Source organism: Chryseobacterium sp. CFS15 (genome assembly GCF_031118795.1).
GTDB lineage: Bacteria > Bacteroidota > Bacteroidia > Flavobacteriales > Weeksellaceae > Chryseobacterium > Chryseobacterium indoltheticum.
In genome coordinates this window covers 19,546-39,527 of sequence record NZ_JAVHYL010000007.1, presented here as the reverse complement: position 1 = coordinate 39,527, position 19,982 = coordinate 19,546, and the positions used below count along the sequence as shown (strand labels likewise).

13 protein-coding genes are annotated in these 19,982 nt (G+C 34.8%); 5 read left to right on the top strand and 8 right to left on the bottom strand.

Translation table 11 applies throughout. The features are described 5' to 3' along the window. Positions 1-2: 2 nt before the first annotated feature. Together OH814_RS12290 and OH814_RS12285 are read right to left on the bottom strand one after the other, a co-directional pair. Positions 3-407, bottom strand: a complete 405-nt coding sequence (locus tag OH814_RS12290) for a hypothetical protein (protein WP_308828340.1) — start codon at positions 405-407, stop codon at positions 3-5. Between the two features lie 169 nt (positions 408-576). Further along, positions 577-783 (bottom strand): hypothetical protein, encoded by a 207-nt coding sequence (locus OH814_RS12285; RefSeq protein ID WP_279196828.1) that lies wholly within the window; start codon positions 781-783, stop codon positions 577-579. Positions 784-892: 109 nt separating this feature from the next. Between OH814_RS12285 and OH814_RS12280 the strand changes: the two genes are divergently transcribed. Continuing rightward, a complete protein-coding gene (locus tag OH814_RS12280; RefSeq protein WP_308828339.1) occupies positions 893-3,805 on the top strand; it encodes an insulinase family protein in 2,913 nt (970 codons plus the stop codon). 76 nt (positions 3,806-3,881) lie between these two features. Here the strand turns inward: OH814_RS12280 and OH814_RS12275 are convergent, their stop codons facing one another. The 6 genes from OH814_RS12275 to OH814_RS12250 all read right to left on the bottom strand — a co-directional run bounded on the left by OH814_RS12275 (position 3,882) and on the right by OH814_RS12250 (position 10,999). Continuing rightward, positions 3,882-4,148, bottom strand: a complete 267-nt coding sequence (locus OH814_RS12275; RefSeq protein ID WP_123886690.1) for a hypothetical protein — start codon at positions 4,146-4,148, stop codon at positions 3,882-3,884. Between the two features lie 88 nt (positions 4,149-4,236). Next, positions 4,237-4,680: an ABC transporter permease gene (locus tag OH814_RS12270; protein WP_308828338.1), complete on the bottom strand. Its 444-nt coding sequence runs from the start codon at positions 4,678-4,680 to the stop codon at positions 4,237-4,239. Positions 4,681-4,815: 135 nt separating this feature from the next. After that, complete coding sequence (locus OH814_RS12265) at positions 4,816-5,247, bottom strand: hypothetical protein (protein ID WP_308828337.1); 432 nt, start codon at positions 5,245-5,247, stop codon at positions 4,816-4,818. Continuing rightward, complete coding sequence (locus tag OH814_RS12260) at positions 5,247-6,386, bottom strand: beta-ketoacyl-ACP synthase III (RefSeq protein WP_076561911.1); 1,140 nt, start codon at positions 6,384-6,386, stop codon at positions 5,247-5,249. The genes OH814_RS12265 and OH814_RS12260 overlap by 1 nt, the downstream gene beginning before the upstream one ends. 2 nt (positions 6,387-6,388) lie before the next feature. After that, positions 6,389-7,303: a hypothetical protein gene (locus OH814_RS12255; protein WP_115620991.1), complete on the bottom strand. Its 915-nt coding sequence runs from the start codon at positions 7,301-7,303 to the stop codon at positions 6,389-6,391. A gap of 42 nt (positions 7,304-7,345) precedes the next feature. After that, the gene (locus OH814_RS12250) at positions 7,346-10,999 is read right to left on the bottom strand and encodes an MMPL family transporter (protein WP_308828336.1); all 3,654 of its coding nucleotides are present in this window, start codon (positions 10,997-10,999) and stop codon (positions 7,346-7,348) included. A gap of 101 nt (positions 11,000-11,100) precedes the next feature. On the opposite strand from OH814_RS12250, the gene OH814_RS12245 reads away from it, so the two are divergent. The 4 genes from OH814_RS12245 (at position 11,101) to topA (ending at position 19,882) form a co-directional block, all read left to right on the top strand. Beyond that, positions 11,101-12,198, top strand: a complete 1,098-nt coding sequence (locus tag OH814_RS12245; protein ID WP_308828335.1) for a hypothetical protein — start codon at positions 11,101-11,103, stop codon at positions 12,196-12,198. Between the two features lie 3 nt (positions 12,199-12,201). Continuing rightward, complete coding sequence (locus OH814_RS12240) at positions 12,202-13,341, top strand: EpsG family protein (protein WP_308828334.1); 1,140 nt, start codon at positions 12,202-12,204, stop codon at positions 13,339-13,341. 252 nt (positions 13,342-13,593) lie between these two features. Continuing rightward, the gene (locus OH814_RS12235; RefSeq protein ID WP_308828333.1) at positions 13,594-17,040 is read left to right on the top strand and encodes a T9SS type A sorting domain-containing protein; all 3,447 of its coding nucleotides are present in this window, start codon (positions 13,594-13,596) and stop codon (positions 17,038-17,040) included. Positions 17,041-17,311: 271 nt separating this feature from the next. Beyond that, positions 17,312-19,882, top strand: a complete 2,571-nt coding sequence (topA, locus tag OH814_RS12230) for a type I DNA topoisomerase (RefSeq protein ID WP_308828332.1) — start codon at positions 17,312-17,314, stop codon at positions 19,880-19,882. The last annotated feature ends 100 nt before the right edge of the window (positions 19,883-19,982 follow it).

Genomic DNA, 19,982 nt, shown 5'->3' with positions numbered 1-19,982 from the left:
TTTTATTTTCCGTTGAAATTTTTTAATTCATCTACCGAAATATCAAATGCATCTGCATATTTTTTGAGAGTAGAATCGTTGAGTTTTTTGAAAGTTTTGGGTTTTGCGTGTCTTTTCACAGTCCATTGCCACATATTAACATAAGCTGCCAAAACCTGCATATCCATTTTATTTAGTTCCATAAAATAGACGATAGGACTTACCAAATTGTTTGCCACATTCTGTCTTGCTTCTTCGATACGCTCGTTGATCAGCTCCATCGATTCGTCAAGGGCTGCTTTTTTAGCTTCCCAACCGATACTCTGAGCAGTTGTGTAATTGTTATTCTCATCAGTAACGTACAACATTTCGGTCATATTTGCTGATTGAAGATTACTTTCGTCCTGTGGAATGTCTTGTTTTTTCACCCGAAAATTCTATTAATTATTGTCTTAATAATCCGCTAAAATAGTAAAAATGCAGGACATGGTATTAAGCAAATTATCAGAAGGAGTTTGAAAACAAAAGCATTAGTGGATAAAGTAAAAAAACGCAAAGAAAATCTCTGCGCTCTAACAATAAATAGGTAATTCAATTTTAGTTTTGTATTCTCTGCAGTCTTTTTGTTAAAGAATTTACTGGAAGATAGATTGCTGATATTGCTAAAAATAACATCGTCATCATCGCAAAAAATTCTGTAAAGCGCATTGTCATGCTTGGTTCTTTCATATCACCATCCATCAGAAAGCCGATTGTTGTAATAATTGCAGATACGGTAAGAATGTTTAAAGTTTTTCTTTTCATAATATATTTAATTATATATCAAACGCGGGTGAAGTTGCTTTATTGTATGAACGATTTGTAACGAAACAAAAACTGTAGAGACTAATGTAATTAAAGTAATCAATTTCATATGAAGAAAATTTTTATTTCTCTTTCTCTTTTTGTGATGTTTCACGCAGCCGCACAAAAATTTGAAACACAGAAACAAACGGATGCTCAGGGTTACAGTTTCGAAACTGTGAAAAATGACCAGTCTGGAGTAAGGGTTTATACTTTGAAAAACGGTTTGAAGGTATATCTTGCTAAAAATGACGATGCACCCAGAATTCAGACATATATTCCGGTAAGAACAGGTTCTAATAATGATCCTGGTGACAATACCGGTCTTGCTCATTATTTGGAGCACATGGTTTTCAAAGGAACTTCCCATTTGGGAACTCAGGATTGGGCAAAAGAAAAAGCTATTTTAAAGCAGATTTCTGATCTGTACGAACAGCATAAAGCCGAAAAAGATCCTGAAAAGAAAAAAGCACTTTATAAAAAAATTGATGAGGTTTCTCAGGAAGCATCAAAATTCGCAATTGCAAACGAATATGACAAAGCAATTTCATCTTTGGGAGCAACAGGAACCAACGCTCATACTTGGTTGGATGAAACTGTCTACAAAAATAATATCCCTGCAAACGAACTTGAAAAATGGCTAAAAGTTGAAAAAGAACGTTTCTCGGAATTGGTTTTAAGGCTTTTCCATACAGAATTAGAGGCGGTTTACGAAGAATTTAACAGAGCGCAGGATAACGACGGACGTTTGGTAAATTATGCATTAATGGACGCTCTTTTTCCAAAACATCCAAATGGACAGCAAACGACGATCGGAACTTCAGAACATTTGAAGAGCCCTTCAATGGAAGCTATTCACAAATATTTTGACACGTATTATGTGCCTAATAATATGGCAGTAGTTTTGGTTGGAGATCTTGATTTTGATAAAACTATAAAATTAGTTGATCAATACTTCGGTTCATTCAAATACAAAGAATTACCAATGAAGAAAATGGTTTCGGAAGAACCAATGACTTCTGTTGTAAGCAGAACTGTAAAAAGCCCATCTACACCAAGAATGACAATCGCCTGGAGAACAGATTCTAACGGGACTAAAGAGGCAAGATTGGCAACGATGGTAGGTGAGATTTTAAGTAACAACGGTGATGCAGGTTTAATTGACCTTAATATTAACCAAAAACAAGCAACTTTAGGAGCGGGAGCTTATGCAAATCCTTTAAAAACATACGGTTCATTTAATATGTATGTTACTCCGAAAGAGGGGCAGAGTTTTGATGATGCCAAAAAACTGCTTTTTGCTCAGATTGATTTAATTAAAAAAGGGGAGTTTCCGGATTGGATGTTGAAAGCTATCATAAACGATATGAGAGTTCAGCGTATGAAAGGTTGGGAAACTGCAGATGGTTTGGCAACAACGCTTTACGGCACTTATATTGGTGAAAGAACTTGGGAACAAGAGCTTGACGAAATCAATCAGTTTGAAAAAATTACAAAAGCTGACATTGTAAAATTTGCAAATGATTTCTTTAAAGATAATTATGTTGTGATCTACAAGGAGAAAGGGGTGAATGATAAACTGGTTCGTGTAGAAAACCCGGGCATTACGCCGATTAAACTGAATAGAGATGCGCAGTCACCTTTCCTTAAAGATATTTTAAGTACAAAAGTTGCAGACACCAAACCTCAGTTTGTAGATTATAAAACTGCAATTGCAACGACTCAGATCAAAGATAAGAAAGTAAGTTTCGTAAATAACAAATACAATAAAGTTGCTCAGGTAAGTTATATTTTTCCTTTCGGAACAGATAATGACAAAGAACTTTCTTTAGGTGTAAGTGTTTTACAATACTTAGGAACCGATAAATATACTCCGGAGCAATTGAAAGAAGAATTCTACAAATTAGGAATTTCAAACAGCTTCAGAACTTCAAATGACCAGACTTTTATTACATTGACCGGTCTTGAAGGAAATATGAAAAAAGGAGTAGAATTGTTGAATCACTGGCTGAAAAATGTAAAAGCAGATCAGGAAATCTACAATCAGACCGTAAAAACAATTCTTGAATCTAGAGCTGTTGCCAAAAAAGACAAGACAAGAATTATGGCAGCACTTTCCAACTATGCTAAGTACGGGAAAGATTCCAGAATGACTGATATTATTTCTAAAGAACGTCTTCAAAACATCAATGTAACCGAATTGATGTCGAAAATCAAGACTTTAAATAATTATCCTTACGAAGTATTCATTTACGGAGAAAGCCAGAAAGATCTTGAGAAAGCGGTAAAACCATTTATTACCAATGCAACTTTGCAGCCTGCAAAAGCTAAAGTATACGCAGAACCGGCAACTGGAGGAACTGTTTATTTTGCCAACTACGACATGGTACAAATGGAAATGTCTAAAATAGCGAAAGGCAGCGAGGTAAATATCAACGACTTTGGTAAAGCCAATGTTTTCAACGAATATTTTGGTAGAGGTTTGTCATCAATCGTATTCCAGGAAATTAGAGAAAGTAAGTCATTGGCGTACTCTGCTTACGTTTCTTATGCTACAGCGAACGAAAAAGACCATCCGAACTATGTTACCAATTATATCGGGACGCAGTCTAATAAATTGCCTTTAGCGGTAACTGCAATGAATGAGTTGATGGCCGATTTTCCTCAGATTCCGGCTCAGTTTGAGAACTCTAAAGGTTCGGCTTTAAAGCAAATTGCGTCAAACAGAATCAACAGAATCAATATTTTCTACAATCAATTGGCTCTTAAAAAACTGGGCGTTGATTATGATATCAGAAAAGATATTTATGCTGAAATTCAATCGTTGACTTTACCTCAATTAACAGGTTTTTATAACACAGAAATTAAGCCATTGAAGTATAACACAGCCATTATCGGGAAAAGAGAAAACCTGAAAATGGACTCTATTAACAAAATGGGAGAATTTAAAGAAGTGACTTTAGAAGAAATCTTTGGATATTAATTTTCATTAATATAAATTGTTTGAAGTGAGGCAGAAATGTCTCACTTTTTTTTGGTTGAAACTTTATCCCGGAATTTTATCTCCTCTTATACTTCAACTGAACTAAAAGATAAATTTCGTTCTTCTCAAGATCATTATGCCAGGTTCGCTCAATAACCAAGGCGTTGTTGTATAAACCGAGATCTTCCATATTTTCATAATATTCTATTCTTTCAGAGGTTTGATATTTAAAAAAAGAAATCAGGTTTACCTCATCGCCAACTTGCGGGGCTACCGGAAATTCTACCGAGTTTTCAAATTCAAATTCAATGTCGTACGAATAGAATCTTACTTTTATGCTCATAACTTTATTTTTACCAAATATATCTATAATCTGATCAATAAAAAAAGCCAACTTTTAAAGTTGACTCTCGTATTTTTTATAAACATTTCTATGATTCTATTTCCTGAATAAACAAACTAATCTGTGTACGAATCAGCAGTTGATCATCCAGAAAAGTTTCACAAAAGATATTACAGATATTTTCGTATTTCGAGATCAATGAGGCTTTAGAAATAATCTTATCACCAACTTGCGGCAACCCGAAAACCTCAATTTTTTTAATGTTGGTAATAAAGCCAATTACTTTAGTATTTGATTCCGGATTTTCAAAAAAGCTTTGTCCGAGAATCGAAGATGAAGTTTGTGCTGAATGTTCAATTAATCCTGCTTGTACAAACTGATTGTTGTGTACAAAAATATTGTCTGGAGTAATTTCAAAAGAAGTCACCACCTTCTCCGGAGTGAGCTCCAGAATATAATCTGCCATTAACATCGGATTGCGATGAGGCAAAAAATGATGAATATTGATGAGGTTTTCTTCTTTTAATTCCATTGGTTTTTTTTAAACCTATTGTTGATAACGTCACTTCGAGTAGATTTTGATAAATCGTATCGAGAAGTTTTTGATTAAAGTTCTCGATACAAATTCTTGCAAAATTTTACTCGAACTGACGAATACTGTTTAAATTTATTTTACTACCGTCTTCATTTCAGCCGTTGCGATCACTTGATCATTAACCGTCGTGCTGATCTGAACCAAAGTTACACCCATCATTTCATTGATGATTTTCACTTCAGAAACCAGTTGATCTCCAATTTTCGGCAGAGTTTCAGCCTGAAAGGTTTTAATGGCGCCGATATATCCTGTAGGAGCTTCTTTTCCTAAAAGATAAAATTTATATCCCGTATGAAGCGCTACACTTTGCGCCTGATGCTCGATCAAGCCTGAAGCCTGAAAAACTCCTTCATGCACAAAAATATTTTCTTCCTTAATCGTAAATCCTGAAACCAAATGCTCTTCAGAATACTCTGAAATGCTATTTACCATCACAAAAGGAAACTTCTGAGGAATTAAATTTTCTACGAAATCCTGGTCAGATGTTGGTAAAGAAATATTCATTAGCAAACCGTTAATAAAGCACAAGAATAAGCAAATCTTCCACTTTCCGGAATGCAAAGCATGATTCTTTCTCCTTTTTTTAGTTTACCGGAATTCATTAGCTGTTCAACTGCAATAAAAATAGATCCGGCTCCGATGTTTCCAACTTCCGAAAGATTGTAAAACCATTTTTCCCAAGGGAAATCGAGACCTACTTTGGCAAATTCTTCTTTTAATCCTTCTTTAAAATAGCCAGAAGAAATGTGTGCTAAAACGTGATCGATAGAATCTGGGTCGAGATCGTGTTTGGTAAAAGATGCCCGTAAACTTTCTGCACCTTTCACCAAAATATACTTATCTAAAAGTTTTGTATCCTGTTTTAAAGCAAAAATAGATTGGTTCAGCCATTCTTCAGCAGGATATTCTGCCCAGGATTTTAAGCTTCCGTCTTCCTGTTTTTCACATCCTGAATACATACACGCTTCGATCTCGTGAGCATACGAATAGAAATCGATCCATTCTATTTTTAAAGAAGTTTCGTTTTCTCTTGGTTTGTTTTCCAATAAAAATGCACCGGCTCCGTCAGAAAGCATCCATCTCAAAAATTCTCTTTTGAAAGCGACGATTGGTCTTTCTTCCAAAAGTTTTAAGTTTTCAGCTTCATGATTAAATTTATCGGCGGTCATCCATGCAGACATTCTTTCAGAGCCTACACAGACTGCGTTATCTTTAATTCCGGCTTTTACATTCAGAAAACCGTAGTTTAAGGCATTCATTCCTGAGTTACAAAGTCCGGTAGCTGTATTTACTTCGATAGATTTTCCGATGTTTAGCTCACCGTGTACCATAGACGAGTGCGACGGCTGAATCTGATCTGCAGAAGACGTTCCACAAGAGAGCAACTGCATATCTGCTCTATTGAATTTTTCATCAAAAAGACCTTCCACAGCTTTTGCCGTAATCTGTGCATTGGTATGCGTAGCATTTCCGTTTTTATCTAAAGCATAATATCTTGTTTTGATTTTATTGTTCCTTAGAATTAAAGCTCTCGCTTTTGAAGGTGTATTATTTACCAAGCCAAGATAGCTCTCCATTTCTTCATTAGAAACCGGCTCATTTGGCAAGTATGTTGAAGCTTTTGTTATAAATACGTCGTACATTTCTATTTTAAATTAATTCCTTGTAAATATTTTTTCTGTTTTTGTCTTTTTGACCATAAAATTGGAGCAAGCAATATATGAAAAATCAACACAATAGGTGAGATTATCCAAATTGCTGCCATCAAATATACCTTAAAGAATTTTATCAGCAATGGTCGCTTTTCTTTTTTATTAATGATCAGATTAGACCAGATTGTAAAGATTTTGTTGCCTACTTTCTCTACTCTTACCAGAAAAGCTCTTATTTCTACAGCTCCGTTTTTTACCAGCTCAGGCTGCAGATTGGCTAAGTTATTATTCTCAAAATGATTTTCAATGATCTTGCCGTATTTTCCGGCACCGTTGATCTCTTCATCCGAAACTCCGGCAGCAGGTAAAATGCCTGATTTTTCTTTTTGCCCGGTCGTCATCCAACGAAGAATGGTCAATACGCTTGTGTAATTATCTCTTCTGTCGACCAATGCAATGTTTCCTACCAGTTTAGCCTCAAAATTCTTCAAATATACTTTTAATTTTTCCTGAGAAAGCATCCACATATTTCGGGTTGCTGAAATGGTAACCACCGGGGTGTTTTTTAAAATATCTGCTGCAAATCCGCTTTTCAGAAATGAAATAATCGGAATTGATGGCGTAAGATACCAAACCTGATATCCAAAAAGTATCAAATCAAATTTAGTATTGAGCACTTCTTCCGGCGGCGGAAGAATTTCGCTGGGAATCTGTAAATAAGATTCGGGAAAAGTGTTGAAGAAAACATCACTCGGCCACGGAAAAGGAAAATCTTTCTTGAGCTGAATGTTGTAATACGTCACTTTATATTCGTCTTTTTTATCTTCAAACGGCTGTGCGATATTTTTTATAATATCCTCGAGCTGCCCGGTTTGAGTGTAATAAATGACAAGTATATTTTTTTGCATTAATCAATTTTATGGATTACAAAAATAAGATTTTCATATTTATTATTCGTGCCTAAATATTTTTATTGATTCTGAAATAACAACCTCTCTATAATCGGGGTTTTCAAAAGTTTTATTTTCGCAATTCAATAAAATAACAGTCTCCGGAAAATCTTTTATCCTATTAAGATTAAAATTATGATCAGAAATTAAAAGGGTGTCAATTTTTTTATTGATTTGAGCCTGATTATCAACGTAAAAAATTTTTCTTCTCTGTACCAGATAACTGTTTTTTGCAACCAATCTTTTTTCTTTATCGGTGATTAAACTGAAAACTCTTCTTCCTGCCTGTTGTAAGGTTAATAAAAAGTCTTTCTGCCCAAAATCATCCGCAATATGAAATATAGTGGCATCGTTTGGTATATGCTTATTCAGCTCAAAATAAGACGATTTATTTTTGCTGAAATCTTCTTTTACAGGCTTTATTACTTCGTTTTCTTTATATAAAAAACTTAAAAGTAGTTTATTTTTAAAGTAGTTTTCATCTTCAATTTCATTTCTCAATTTGGCAAATCCTTCCCTGAAATAAGCATTGATTTTTTTTGCTCTTTCAGAATAATTTTCGCCAAAATTTAAATCGTCTTTATGAATTCTGTCGCCCACTTTTACGGTGATGCTTCCGTCGTAAATAATGAAATCTCCTTTTGGCTGTACTTCAGAATTTCCGTGAATGTAAATAGGAACAATATCTAAACTAAATTGTTCAGCAATATAAAATGCGCCTTTATGAAACCTTTTTACGTCATTCGTATAAGAGCGTTCAGATTCAGGAAAAACAACAAGAGAATATCCTTGTTCAATTTTTTCTTTCAATTGATCGATACCATTTTCGATACCTTGAGACACAGGATAAAAACCTAAAGCTCTGACCAACTTTCCAAAAATCGGAGAATGATAAACCCAATCATTGACCAGATATATGATCTTGTGATTGACCATTCCTAAGGCCAAAGTGTCTAGAAAAGATGTGTGGTTGGCAATAATTACTGCAGGCTTGCTGAAATCTTCATTCGGATTTGCAATGACTTTTTTCTTCACAAACGGATTCGAATATAAAACTGAAGTCAAAAATTTCGCTAAAATTAATTTAATGAAATCTAAAGTTTTTCCTTTCGATCTTTTCACAAAAATACTGCCGATTGCAGAAAATATCAATCCGCCTAAGCCATAATAGATGAATGAAAGGAGCGAATTTAAAAACAGCCTCAAAGTAATTGGCGATAATCCTTTTTTTGCTCTGTTGATAATTAAAAATCTGAACCAAAACGGATATAGAGTTGAGGTAATCACAATCACCGAAAACATACCGATTAAAGCAACCAAAGCTAAAGAATGTAAAGCCGGATGTTTGGCAAAAATCAATGAGCCAATCGATAAAATAGTAGTGAAAACTGCCAGAATAATGGATGTTCTGTAAGTTGGGAGTTCATTTTTACCGGTTGTATGTTCTTTCTGCATTGCCTTTGTCAGGAAAATACTGAAGTCGTCCCCAACCCCGAAAACCAAAGTACAAACGACGGTGCTGAAAATATTTAATTCCAATCCTAAAAAATAGAGCATTCCTGCGGTGACAACTCCCGTTAAAACAATCGGAAACATCGTTAAAAGCGAAAGCTCGAAATTTCTGAAGAAAACAATAATCGTTAAAACAATGGCTAAAAGAGAATAATTAATCAGTGTATTAAAATCTCTTTTCAGCAAACCTAAAAAGTTCTCATTCATCTGTTGACGGTCGATTGCTAAAGCTTCATGGCTTTTTTCGACATCTTTGATGAATGCGTCTCTGTTTTTCTCATTAACTTTTACAACATTCGAAACGGTGTAAAATCCTTTTTCATTGCTCAGAAATTCTGAAATTTGAAAGGCTTTGATGGTTGAGTAATCTTTTAAACTTAAAGTGGCGTAAGATTTATTTAAATTTTCATTAAACTGATCAAATGCCGAAGCATTAAAGCCAAATTTATTTCCATTGTTGACCAACTCAGAAATGATTTCGTCTTTTTTGTTCAGATTCCAGAACTGATTCCATTGTTCTACTTTTTTCTGCTGATCTTTTTCGGATAGAACTACATTTCCAATCGAATTGTAGCTTAAAATTTTCCCTTCCTGTTTTTCCTTTTCCAAAAACTGACTCAATTGAGAATTTCTTGTCAATGCTTCACTTTCAGAATTTCCGTAAGAAATGGTATAAATCGATTTTGAAGTGATATCAGATAATTTTTCAAGCTTGGCTTCACTTATTTTTAAATCTTTTGGAATATAATTAAGATCGCCGATATCTTCATTGAAGCCAACATGTCTGAAACCGAAAAGGCACGCAATAATAATTATAGAGCATCCGATAATCAAAGGTTTGTTCTTTTCGTAAGGATAGCTTCCTATTTTATCGATGAAATTGGTGTTGGTTTTTTCTTTATCTGCTTTCGGATGATACAGTTGCGGAACAATAATCAACGCTGCAAAAGAAGACAGGAAAACCGTAATCGAAGCAAAAAGACCAAGATCTTTCAACGCTTCAGAACGAACAAAAACCAGGCATAAAAACGAAACCGCTGTCGTTGCGCTACTCAGAATAATGGGTTGCGTGATTTCTTTATAAAGCTCTTCAATATTATTATTGTGCTTGTAATGCGTAAGAATGTGAAGGGCGTAATCAATGGTGATCCCGATCAGAATCGCGCCAACGCTTAGGGAAATTGCCGAGATTTTATCTTTAATAAAGTATAGAATCATCAGTGAAATGAAAACCGCAAAAACAGTCGGCAAAAACACAATCAACGGCGTGAAGAAGTTTCTGAAATAGTACATCAGCAAAATCAGCAGAACCGTCATCGAAATAATAACTGTATTCTGGATGTCTTTCTTGATCTGTTGGGCATTGGCAACGGCAATTACAGGCGAACCAAAATAGCTGATCTCGGTTTTTCCGTTAAAAGTTTTGTTGATTTCGTCTTTAATTTCGTTTAATTGATTGACGAAAAGCTCGTTGTTTTTGGTGTCGTTGCTTTTGTTTTTAGGATCGATGAAAAGCAACAGATTTTTTCCGTTTGTGGTAACAATGTAGTTGTCTTCAAGCTTGAAATCTTTACTGATATTTAGCGCATTCAGTTTTTTGATTCCTAAAAAAGTAATTCCGAGCGGATCTTTTTTAATGAATTCTTTAGTCACTAAACTTGTAGGTGAAACCAACGAAACATAGTTGTTCTCAACCTGTTTGGCAATACTGTCTTTATTGAGTTTTCTTTCAATTTCTGCATAATCTTTTTCGTTTAAAAACAAAGGAAGATTCTGATTGACAAAATCGAAAGTTTCAGAAATTTCATTGTCATTTACTTTTCCCTGAACAGAGCCGATGTATTTATGTAAAGGTTCAATTTTATTTAGGAAAGTATCTGCAGTCTCAGAAAGCTGAAAATTGTCGTCTTTTGATTTTTTTTCAATAATGACAATGATTTTGTCTGAAAAGTTGAGTTGTTTCAGAACTTTTGCAGTTAGATCAGATTTTTCGTTTTTCGGAATAATTTGATTAATATCTTCTTCAAAATTAATTTTTGAGGCAAAAAAACCGCAAATTATTAATATTCCCAACGCTACAGCAAGGGAAATAGGACGATTTTTGGAAATCAGGTAATATAAATGGATGAAAAAACGATGCATGAGTTTCTCAAATCAGGTTTGCAAATTTAAATTTTTATGGAGTAGTTCAAACAATTATATTATAAGTTTTCACTGAAAATCAGTAAAATATTCAATGTAAAATGAAAAAAACTTTTACTTTTGTAAAAGTTCCCCATTGTCAGGTTGTATTTGGCAAGAAATTATCCTTAAAGGCACAACTGTTTTGTATGTTGAAAACATTTGATGAAAAATTTTCCGGATTTCTGTCTGTAGTAATTTTACCGTTTCTGCTGTTTTTCATGTCGTATTATGGGTTCGAGTCTTCTTACACTCATTTTAAAACTTCCGAAAGACCACCGGATTTTCTATTTTCTTCGGTATATTCATACAGAATAATTCCTAATTACCTGAGCATTTATATGACAGATTTAATGGAGTATTGCATCAATAATCCTTTGTTGTCACCTTTTAAAAATTTTTTCATTAAAAATGGAACTCCATTTTATCACGGTCTCTTTTTGACGAATACCGTGTTTTTTATTTTAAGTTCGGTCATTATTAATGCGATTTTGAAATTTAGATCGTTTGATTTTTTTTCGAATATTATGATGAGAAGAATTGTTCATCTTTTGATGGTTTTCTTTATTGTGATGACTCAGTATACGCCTTCAAACTGCGATACGATTGCTTTGTTTTGTTATTTAGTAGGAATTGTTTTGACTTTGAAATATCATCATACCAACAGAAACCTGTTTTTTTATCTGCTGATTATTCTTATTGCAGTGTCAACTTTAGTAAGAGAAACTGCGTGCTTAAATATTGCTTTTTTTGCTGCCGTTTTTTTCAGTTTAAAAGAAATAAAGCAGAAAAATTTTCAATTTATTTGGAAAGTGATCCCTTTACTTTTATCTTTCCTGATGCCATATTTAGGTTTGAGAATCTTTTTGAATCAAGAAGAAAAATCTTCTTTCATGGAAGGAATTTATATTGTTGCTAATTTTACAAGCCCTTTTAATCTTGCAGGATTGTTGTTTTCGGCTGTTGTACTTTATTTTATGTATAAACTTTGCGCAGACGACAAAAATAAACTGGTTTTCAAGAAATATTTATTCTTTTCATTACCTTATATTGGCATGATCACTTTGGTCGGACTTTTTTGGGAAGTACGATTATTTTTACCACTTATTCTGACAGGAGTAGTAATAGCGTGTCATGATTTTAAAAAACTATATAATTAAGCGATGAGTTTATTGCACCCTTATTATCTGATTGCTATTGTCTATATGCTATTTTTTAGCGTTCAGGAAGTCTTTGGAAATAAGGTGCCGAAAAAATGGTTTTGGTTTTTAGGGATTTATCTGATGATCGTTGCCGGTCTTCGTGAGAATGTGGGTCCGGATTATGGAAGTTATGTAATGATTTACGTATATGCTGACAGTAAAGAATATATTAATATTTTCCTGAAAGCGCTGCATATACAAGGCTCTGAAAATGTAGATCTGGAATGGTTATTTGCATTAATCAATAAAGTATTGCTCAATGTATTTAATGCTCCATTTTACATACTTACATTAGTCATTGCTATTTGTGCTGTATTTTTTAAAGTAGAATACACAGATGATAATACCTTTTATCCTTTTACGTTTACTTTATTTATGTTTATTCCCGGGTTTTTTATTGGGGAAAGCGGACAGATAAGGCAAAATCTCGGAACTTTTATTGTGTATTTTGCGTTGCGATACATCAAACAGAGAAAACTTATTCTTTATCTTTTCTGGATGTTCATAGCCTCAGGCATTCACAATGTTTGTTATCTGTTTATACCAATGTACTGGCTTGTTCGCCTTCCTTTGAATAAGTATTTGATGTTGATTTTAATCATCGCTTCGATTTTTGCTTCGCCATTTGAGATTTATAGGGTATTCGGAGATTTTCTGACTGGTTTTGCTTCAGACAGTATGCTTGTAGAAGGTTTCAACGGGTATATGAATCAGTCTGCTGAGAGATTGAATGGAGGTATTGGTATTCCCGAAGGTATGTTGGCGATTCTTACATTTTTCCTGTTTACGTTTGATGATGAAATGATGGAGAAATTTCCGTATTATGAATATCACAAAGTGTATGCAGTGATAGGGATCTGTATGTATTTTGTGTTTAGAAACAATAGTATATTTTCTTCAAGAATGGCAGGTGCTTTTATCGGCTTTGCATATATTATTATACCCAATACGATGTATGTGGTTTCTGCGAACACCAAAAAAACGATATACGCTTTTATCATTGCATTATTTTTATTTAATTTTATTGTATTTGCTAGTTTTAAAAACATTGTAAACGGCAGATTTACATCCGAACTGTATAAGAACTACTTACTCCCTTAAGCTTTACTTTTCAATTTTGTTTTCTTCAAATTTTTATTATTCATTAATAAAAGTTAATTCTGCCTTTGTATTTTAATGTATACAATGTTATATTTTTGTGGGCAAAACATTTTGGAATGAATTTTTCATACATTTATACATATGATTATTTAATTTGTAAAATAATTTATTTATAGGTTTTTATTTAATTAATATTTGTAATTTATGTTGTATTAATGAAAATCTATTTAGTTTGCCAAATCAAATGACAATATGAATAAAAAATACTTTTACAGTATTGCAGCAGCCTTCTGTTTCTTCTCTGCTGAGGCTCAAGATTTATTAAAATCAAAAAACAACTTTTCTAAGTCAGAATATTCAGCATTGAACGTAAAAACAGACACTTTAGGTGATAAGTTTCCCGATAAAAGTAACGGAACAACCGAGAGAGTAGCTGCAAAAGATTGGATGAAGGCTCCAAATAGTTATATTTTTGAGACCTCACAAGCAAACGACGGGATTTATATTCCTGTGAAAAAGGCCTACGCTATGTGGGCTGGTTACAAATTTCTAGGATATTCCATCATTCCAGACGGAATTGTTACTGCAGATGTTCTTTGGGAAGATAATCACGGACTGATCAGGTCAGGTTTAAATTATGCTTTAGAAATTGAAGGTGCCGGGGAGAATGCTAAAATAAAAGTACCCGTAAATAAATCAAAAGAAGGGAATGCAGTTGTAGTTTTTAGAGTAAATGGTGAGATTTTCTGGTCGTGGCATATTTGGGTTACCGATGATCCGACCAACGGCTCTGCTTACAAAAGCTTCGCTGGCGTCAAAAGGGAAAAAAGCGATGGTACCGTAGAAGTAATTCCTGATGCAGAATGGAAATGGATGGATCGTAACTTAGGTGCTTTAAGCAATTCAATCACTGCAGATGACTGGAATAAAAACGGAGGCTTGCTGTATCAATGGGGTAGAAAAGATCCTATTCCGCCGTTGGTTTACAGAGGAAACGATTTTTATGAAGTCTCAGGTTCTATTGGACGAGTGCGTCATCGAGGTGCAAAAAACTTTAACAATGCTGTTAATTTTGATAATCTTCGACAATTTGTTTTATTATCCAATGCGACTGTAGATAATAATATAAAGCTTTCTGTAAAAAATCCACTTAGTCTGATTTATGTGAATAAAGACGATAATTCTGGTCCCGCTTATTACAATAATAATGCAAATCTTATGATCAATTGGTTTGGGAGAACAGTTGCTTTTACAGACAGCAGGCTTACCGAGCTCAATTTATGGTCAGATAATTCAAGAGGTAGATTAAATACAGATTATACAAGTGATGCGAGCAGTGCTCCATACAGAAATAAATCTTCATTTGACCCTTGTCCGAACGGATGGCGAATTCCATCAATGCTTGTTGCAAATTTGGCTTCAGGAGGATATGTTGATAATATAAGAGTCGATTTTTCTCCGTTCGGAACCAGAACAAATATAGGAAAAAATGCTTTCGAATCTAATGGCTATCACATTATAAAACCCAATGATAACAATGTTCCTGCTTTCATGACGGGATTTAAGTTATTCACAAATATTGGTTTTGATCTGTCAAATGTTGGCGGTAACAATATGGGGATCTTTCCGGGAACAGGACAGATTGCGATTAATGCTCAGGGAGGGCAATATACCGATCAACATCATGTCGGTTTGTGGACCTCAACAATGACTCGTTTTTACGATACAACTCCCGCTGTGAGCTCACGTATGCTGTATATGATTCCGGAAAAATATCAGGGAGATATTCCAGATCCTGCAAACCCTACCATTAAAGGAAGATATTGGTATATGCCGTTGTCAACTGCCAAAACTTCAGATGCTAATGCGTGCAGATGTATAAAAGACCCTTTGTATCAGCTTAATGATTATGATTTTCCTATCGAATATATAAGCCCTGTTACTGAATATACGGTTGGGTTAGATAATCCAAACAGCTATCAGGTTGTAAAGTCTGCCGCTTCTTCAATTGTTGAAATTCCGGTAACTAAAGCCTTTTCGGCTCAGAGCCAATTGTTAAATAATACTGATATATTAAATGCTTCAAGTTTTAATAATTTGAAAGCTAATGTTCTATGGACTACCAATACGGCATTAATCAATACCGTAAATATTGTAAATCCTTCGCCCGGCTCGCTGGCAGATTTATCAACATCTAAAATCGTGGTTAATTTAGCACCGAATCAAAGTGGAAATGCTGTGGTTACATTGCATAATGGAAGCATTACAAATCCGGTTTATTGGTCATGGCATATCTGGGTAACAGATACTCCTATAGAATCTACTATTTATACAACCGAAATGCCTAATGCTGTAGCAACCAATTATGTCAATTATGTGCCGAAAGGTGATGTTTTGAAAACAGAATTTATGGATAGAAACCTTGGTGCTGTTGATGCGTTTCCTCTTGTTGCAAATCCTTTAGCTCCTACAGTTCAGGAATATTCAAAAATCAATGCTTCTACAGGACTGCAGTACCAATGGGGAAGAAAAGATCCTTTTCCTTCATTTCAATATGCGGACAGAACTTCTTATAATATATTTTTAGGAAATGTGAATTCAAATGGAGCAATAGCGTATACTACACTTACTGCAGCCACCTACAATGACATGTCGGGAAATTATATTGTTCCCTACAATACCTACACAAATGCATCAAATGCAAATGTTTTAACAAATGACAAAGTGAACGAAAAAGTATCGAAAGTACTTTCTTATTCAGTGCAAAATCCTATGGTTTATATGATTCCTAGCTCTTTTGCTCCTTACAACAGCGCAATTCCCAATTATACAAATGGAACAGACTGGCTTTTAAATGAACCCAATGTTGCTGATGATCGTTGGGGTAGAGGTGGAAAAAAATCACCTTTCGATCCATGTCCTGAAGGATGGAGGATTCCTGATCTTACAGGAGTAGCAATTGTTACAAATAGAGATTTTGGGCTGTCGCCGTGGTATAAAATTGATAAGAAAGTTGCGACCAGCTATAGCTTAGTAACTGATTATTCGGGAGTACAGGTGAAAAATTCAGCTAATGCAAGTGTTGGTTTTATTTTCAATAATGCAAGTTATGCGATAGGGAATTATCCTAATGCCGGATCACGTGGTTTCAGAAGTGTAATGGCCAATCAGACTCCTGTTGGAACTTATGGTGTGAATAATTTTCAATATTCCGGGGTTTGGACAGCAGCTTTAAACTCAAATTATATCGGAAGACCGATTAATATTTTATTTGATTCGAGCTCGTCGGCTAATCGTTTCATGGCTTTTCATGATAACAATGATCCTTATTTTGGGATGAACTGCCGTTGTGTAAAAGTAAAATACGATCCAAACGGAAATGAAGAAGGTCCTATTCCTGCAATTCCGGTAACGGCGGGTAATAATGTAAAAGCTTCAAATATTTTCACCAAAGATGATATTTCAGTAAAAATAAAGGAAAATAAAATCACTCTTTTCCCAAATCCGGTACAAAACCTATTGTATATCAAAGCAACAGATGATAAAGATTATTACTATCAAATTTACAGTGCAACCGGACAGTTGGTGAAGGCTGGAAAGTTTGAAAATAACTTCACCGATGTTTCCGGTTTGGTAAGCGGAGTCTATTTGGTAAGGATAAATAATTCTGAAACTGTAGTTAAAATTGTAAAAAAATAACAGTACATAATTAAGAAATATAGTGTTAAAACTAATCTTTTTGATTTCGTGTTATTTAAAAAATCAAATAGATCAAACGTTTCTGTCTATTTCAATAGAAGTAAAGTTTTTCTGTAATTGTCTTTTTTATTTGGTAATCGATTGGCGAATGGATGTTTAGTTTTAAAAAAATCTGCTGATGAACCAGAATTTAAGTTGTTTCATGTATTAATAAAATTATTTAGCAAAACCCATCTAATAAAAAAGCTTTACTTTTGCAAAAATTTTCTATATGTCGAAAAATTTAGTAATCGTTGAGTCCCCGGCAAAAGCAAAAACTATTCAGAAATATCTAGGAAAGGATTTTGAAGTAAAATCCAGTTTCGGACACATCCGAGATCTTCCTAAAAAAGGGATGGGGATTGACTTGGAGACCTTCAGTCCGGATTACGAAGTTTCTGCCGACAAAAAGAAATTGGTAACAGAATTAAAGTCTGCCGTAAAGAAAGCCGAAATGGTTTGGCTTGCTTCCGATGAAGACCGCGAAGGAGAAGCTATTGCCTGGCATTTGGCAGATGAATTAAAACTGAAACCCGAAAACAGAAAAAGAATTGTTTTCCACGAGATTACTAAAAATGCGATTCTTAAAGCAATTGAAAATCCAAGAGATATTGACCAGAACCTGGTAAACGCTCAACAGGCAAGAAGAGTTTTAGACAGAATTGTAGGTTTTGAGATGTCTCCGGTACTTTGGAAAAAAGTAAAACCGGGATTATCTGCCGGTAGAGTACAATCGGTTGCGGTAAGATTGGTGGTTGAAAGAGAAAAAGAAATTCGTGAGTTTACTCCAAAAGCAAGCTTCAAGCTAGACGGAATTTTCTTAAATAAAGCAACGCAGGAAATCGCTGCTAAGCTTAAAAAAGATTTCGAAAAAGAAGAAGAGGCCGAGAAATTTTTAGAACTGGCAAAAACTGTTGAGTTTAAAGTTTTAAATGTAGAAACAAAACCGGGAAGCCGTTCTGCTTCTGCACCGTTTACGACTTCTACACTTCAGCAGGAAGCTTCTTCAAGATTGGGTTACAACGTTACAAACACGATGCGTCTTGCACAAAGACTTTACGAAGAAGGATTCATTACTTATATGAGAACCGACTCGGTAAACCTTTCTCAGGAAGCAATTGAAGGCGCAAAAAAACAAATTGTCTCAGAATACGGAGCAGAATATTCTGCACCAAGAAACTATACTACAAAATCATCATCGGCTCAGGAAGCTCACGAAGCGATCCGTCCGACAGATTTTTCTGTAAAATCAATTTCAGATGTGCAGTTAAGCAAGCTGTATCAGTTGATTTACAGAAGAACATTGGCTTCTCAGATGGCAAATGCTAAAATTGAGAAAACGGTTATCGAAATTGGTAACGCCAAACTTCCGCAGCATTTTGAAGCGCAGGGTGAAGTCATTATTTTTGACGGTTTCCTAAAAGCATACGGAATTGTAAAAACAGAAGAGGAAGACGAAGAAAACAACGAAAAGCTGTTGCCAAAAGTAACGGTTGGTGAAGTGTTAAGCTATAAAAAGATAACGGCACAGGAAAAATTTACAAGACCAAGCGCAAGATATACAGAAGCCGGATTGGTAAGAAAACTAGAAGAATTGGGAATTGGTCGTCCATCGACTTATGCACCAACGATTCAGACCATTCAAAACCGTGAATATGTAGATAAAAGAGAAATTGAGCCTCACACTCGTGAAGTGGTAAAGATCTCTTTAGCAAATGATAAAATTAAAAAAGAAGTTCTTGACGAAAAATTCGGGGGCGACAAAAATAAATTTGTTCCAACAGACATTGGTGAGGTTGTAAATGATTTCCTGACCGATAATTTTACAGAAATTCTTGATTATGGTTTTACCGCCAGAGTAGAAGAAAGCTTCGATGAAATTGCGAGCGGTGCTCAGAAATGGAAAGAAATGATGACCAATTTCTATTCTAAATTTCACCCGAGAATTGCAGATGTAGAAGAAAATGCAGACCGTGCAAATGGCGAGAGATTATTGGGAGTTGATCCTAAAACGGGCAAAAATGTATATGCCAGAATAGGAAGATTTGGTGCTATGATTCAGGTTGGGGAAACCGAAGATGAAGAAAAGCCAGCTTTCGCATCATTAATGTCAGGACAAAATATCGCAACCATTACTTTCGACGATGCTTTAGAATTGTTTAAGCTTCCTTTTGATCTGAACGAAGTTGATGGGCAAGCGGTTTCTGTAGGTGTCGGAAGATTCGGACCTTATGTGAAATGGGGCGAAACATACATCAGTATTCCCAAAGGTGAAGATCCGCTTTCTGTAGATCAAAAACGTGCAGAAGAAATCATTGCTGAAAAGAAAGTGGCCGATGCGCCAATTGCTTCATACAAAGGCGAGCCTATTACGAAAGGATCAGGTAGATTTGGCCCTTTCATTAAATATAAAAGTATTTTCATCAACGTTCCGAAGAAATATAACTTCGAAAACCTTTCTCAAAGTGATATCAACGAATTGGTAGAAGCCAAGCTGGAAAAAGAAGCCAACCGTTATATCCAACAATGGGAAGCAGAAAAAATCTCAATTGAAAATGCGAGATGGGGCCCTATTGTAAAACATGGAAAGAATATTTATAAAATTCCTAAAAAGAAAGACGATACCAAGTATGAAGCAGACGAGCTGAAAGACGTCTCTGTCGATGAGGTAAAAAAATGGATTACCGCACAAGATCCTAAAGCTTTTGCTGAAAAGAAAAAACCGGCAGCTAAGAAGCCAGCCGCAAAAAAAACAACAACAGCGAAGAAAGCTCCTGCTAAAAAACCGGCAGCGAAGAAATAATTTACACCTTGTCAAAGTTTTAAACTTTGAAAAGGTTGAACATAAAAAAAGCACAGATTTTTGTCTGTGCTTTTTTGGTTCTTATCTGCGTTATGGGTTT

What these genes read in the sequence shown, in the direction of transcription:
- OH814_RS12285 (WP_279196828.1), bottom strand. Translation starts at nt 783, where the DNA reads ATGAAAAGAAAAACTTTAAACATTCTTACCGTATCTGCAATTATTACA.
- OH814_RS12280 (WP_308828339.1), top strand. Translation starts at nt 893, where the DNA reads ATGAAGAAAATTTTTATTTCTCTTTCTCTTTTTGTGATGTTTCACGCA.
- OH814_RS12275 (WP_123886690.1), bottom strand. Translation starts at nt 4,148, where the DNA reads ATGAGCATAAAAGTAAGATTCTATTCGTACGACATTGAATTTGAATTT.
- OH814_RS12270 (WP_308828338.1), bottom strand. Translation starts at nt 4,680, where the DNA reads ATGGAATTAAAAGAAGAAAACCTCATCAATATTCATCATTTTTTGCCT.
- OH814_RS12265 (WP_308828337.1), bottom strand. Translation starts at nt 5,247, where the DNA reads ATGAATATTTCTTTACCAACATCTGACCAGGATTTCGTAGAAAATTTA.
- OH814_RS12260 (WP_076561911.1), bottom strand. Translation starts at nt 6,386, where the DNA reads ATGTACGACGTATTTATAACAAAAGCTTCAACATACTTGCCAAATGAG.
- OH814_RS12255 (WP_115620991.1), bottom strand. Translation starts at nt 7,303, where the DNA reads ATGCAAAAAAATATACTTGTCATTTATTACACTCAAACCGGGCAGCTC.
- OH814_RS12250 (WP_308828336.1), bottom strand. Translation starts at nt 10,999, where the DNA reads ATGCATCGTTTTTTCATCCATTTATATTACCTGATTTCCAAAAATCGT.
- OH814_RS12245 (WP_308828335.1), top strand. Translation starts at nt 11,101, where the DNA reads ATGAAAAAAACTTTTACTTTTGTAAAAGTTCCCCATTGTCAGGTTGTA.
- OH814_RS12240 (WP_308828334.1), top strand. Translation starts at nt 12,202, where the DNA reads ATGAGTTTATTGCACCCTTATTATCTGATTGCTATTGTCTATATGCTA.
- OH814_RS12235 (WP_308828333.1), top strand. Translation starts at nt 13,594, where the DNA reads ATGAATAAAAAATACTTTTACAGTATTGCAGCAGCCTTCTGTTTCTTC.
- topA (WP_308828332.1), top strand. Translation starts at nt 17,312, where the DNA reads ATGTCGAAAAATTTAGTAATCGTTGAGTCCCCGGCAAAAGCAAAAACT.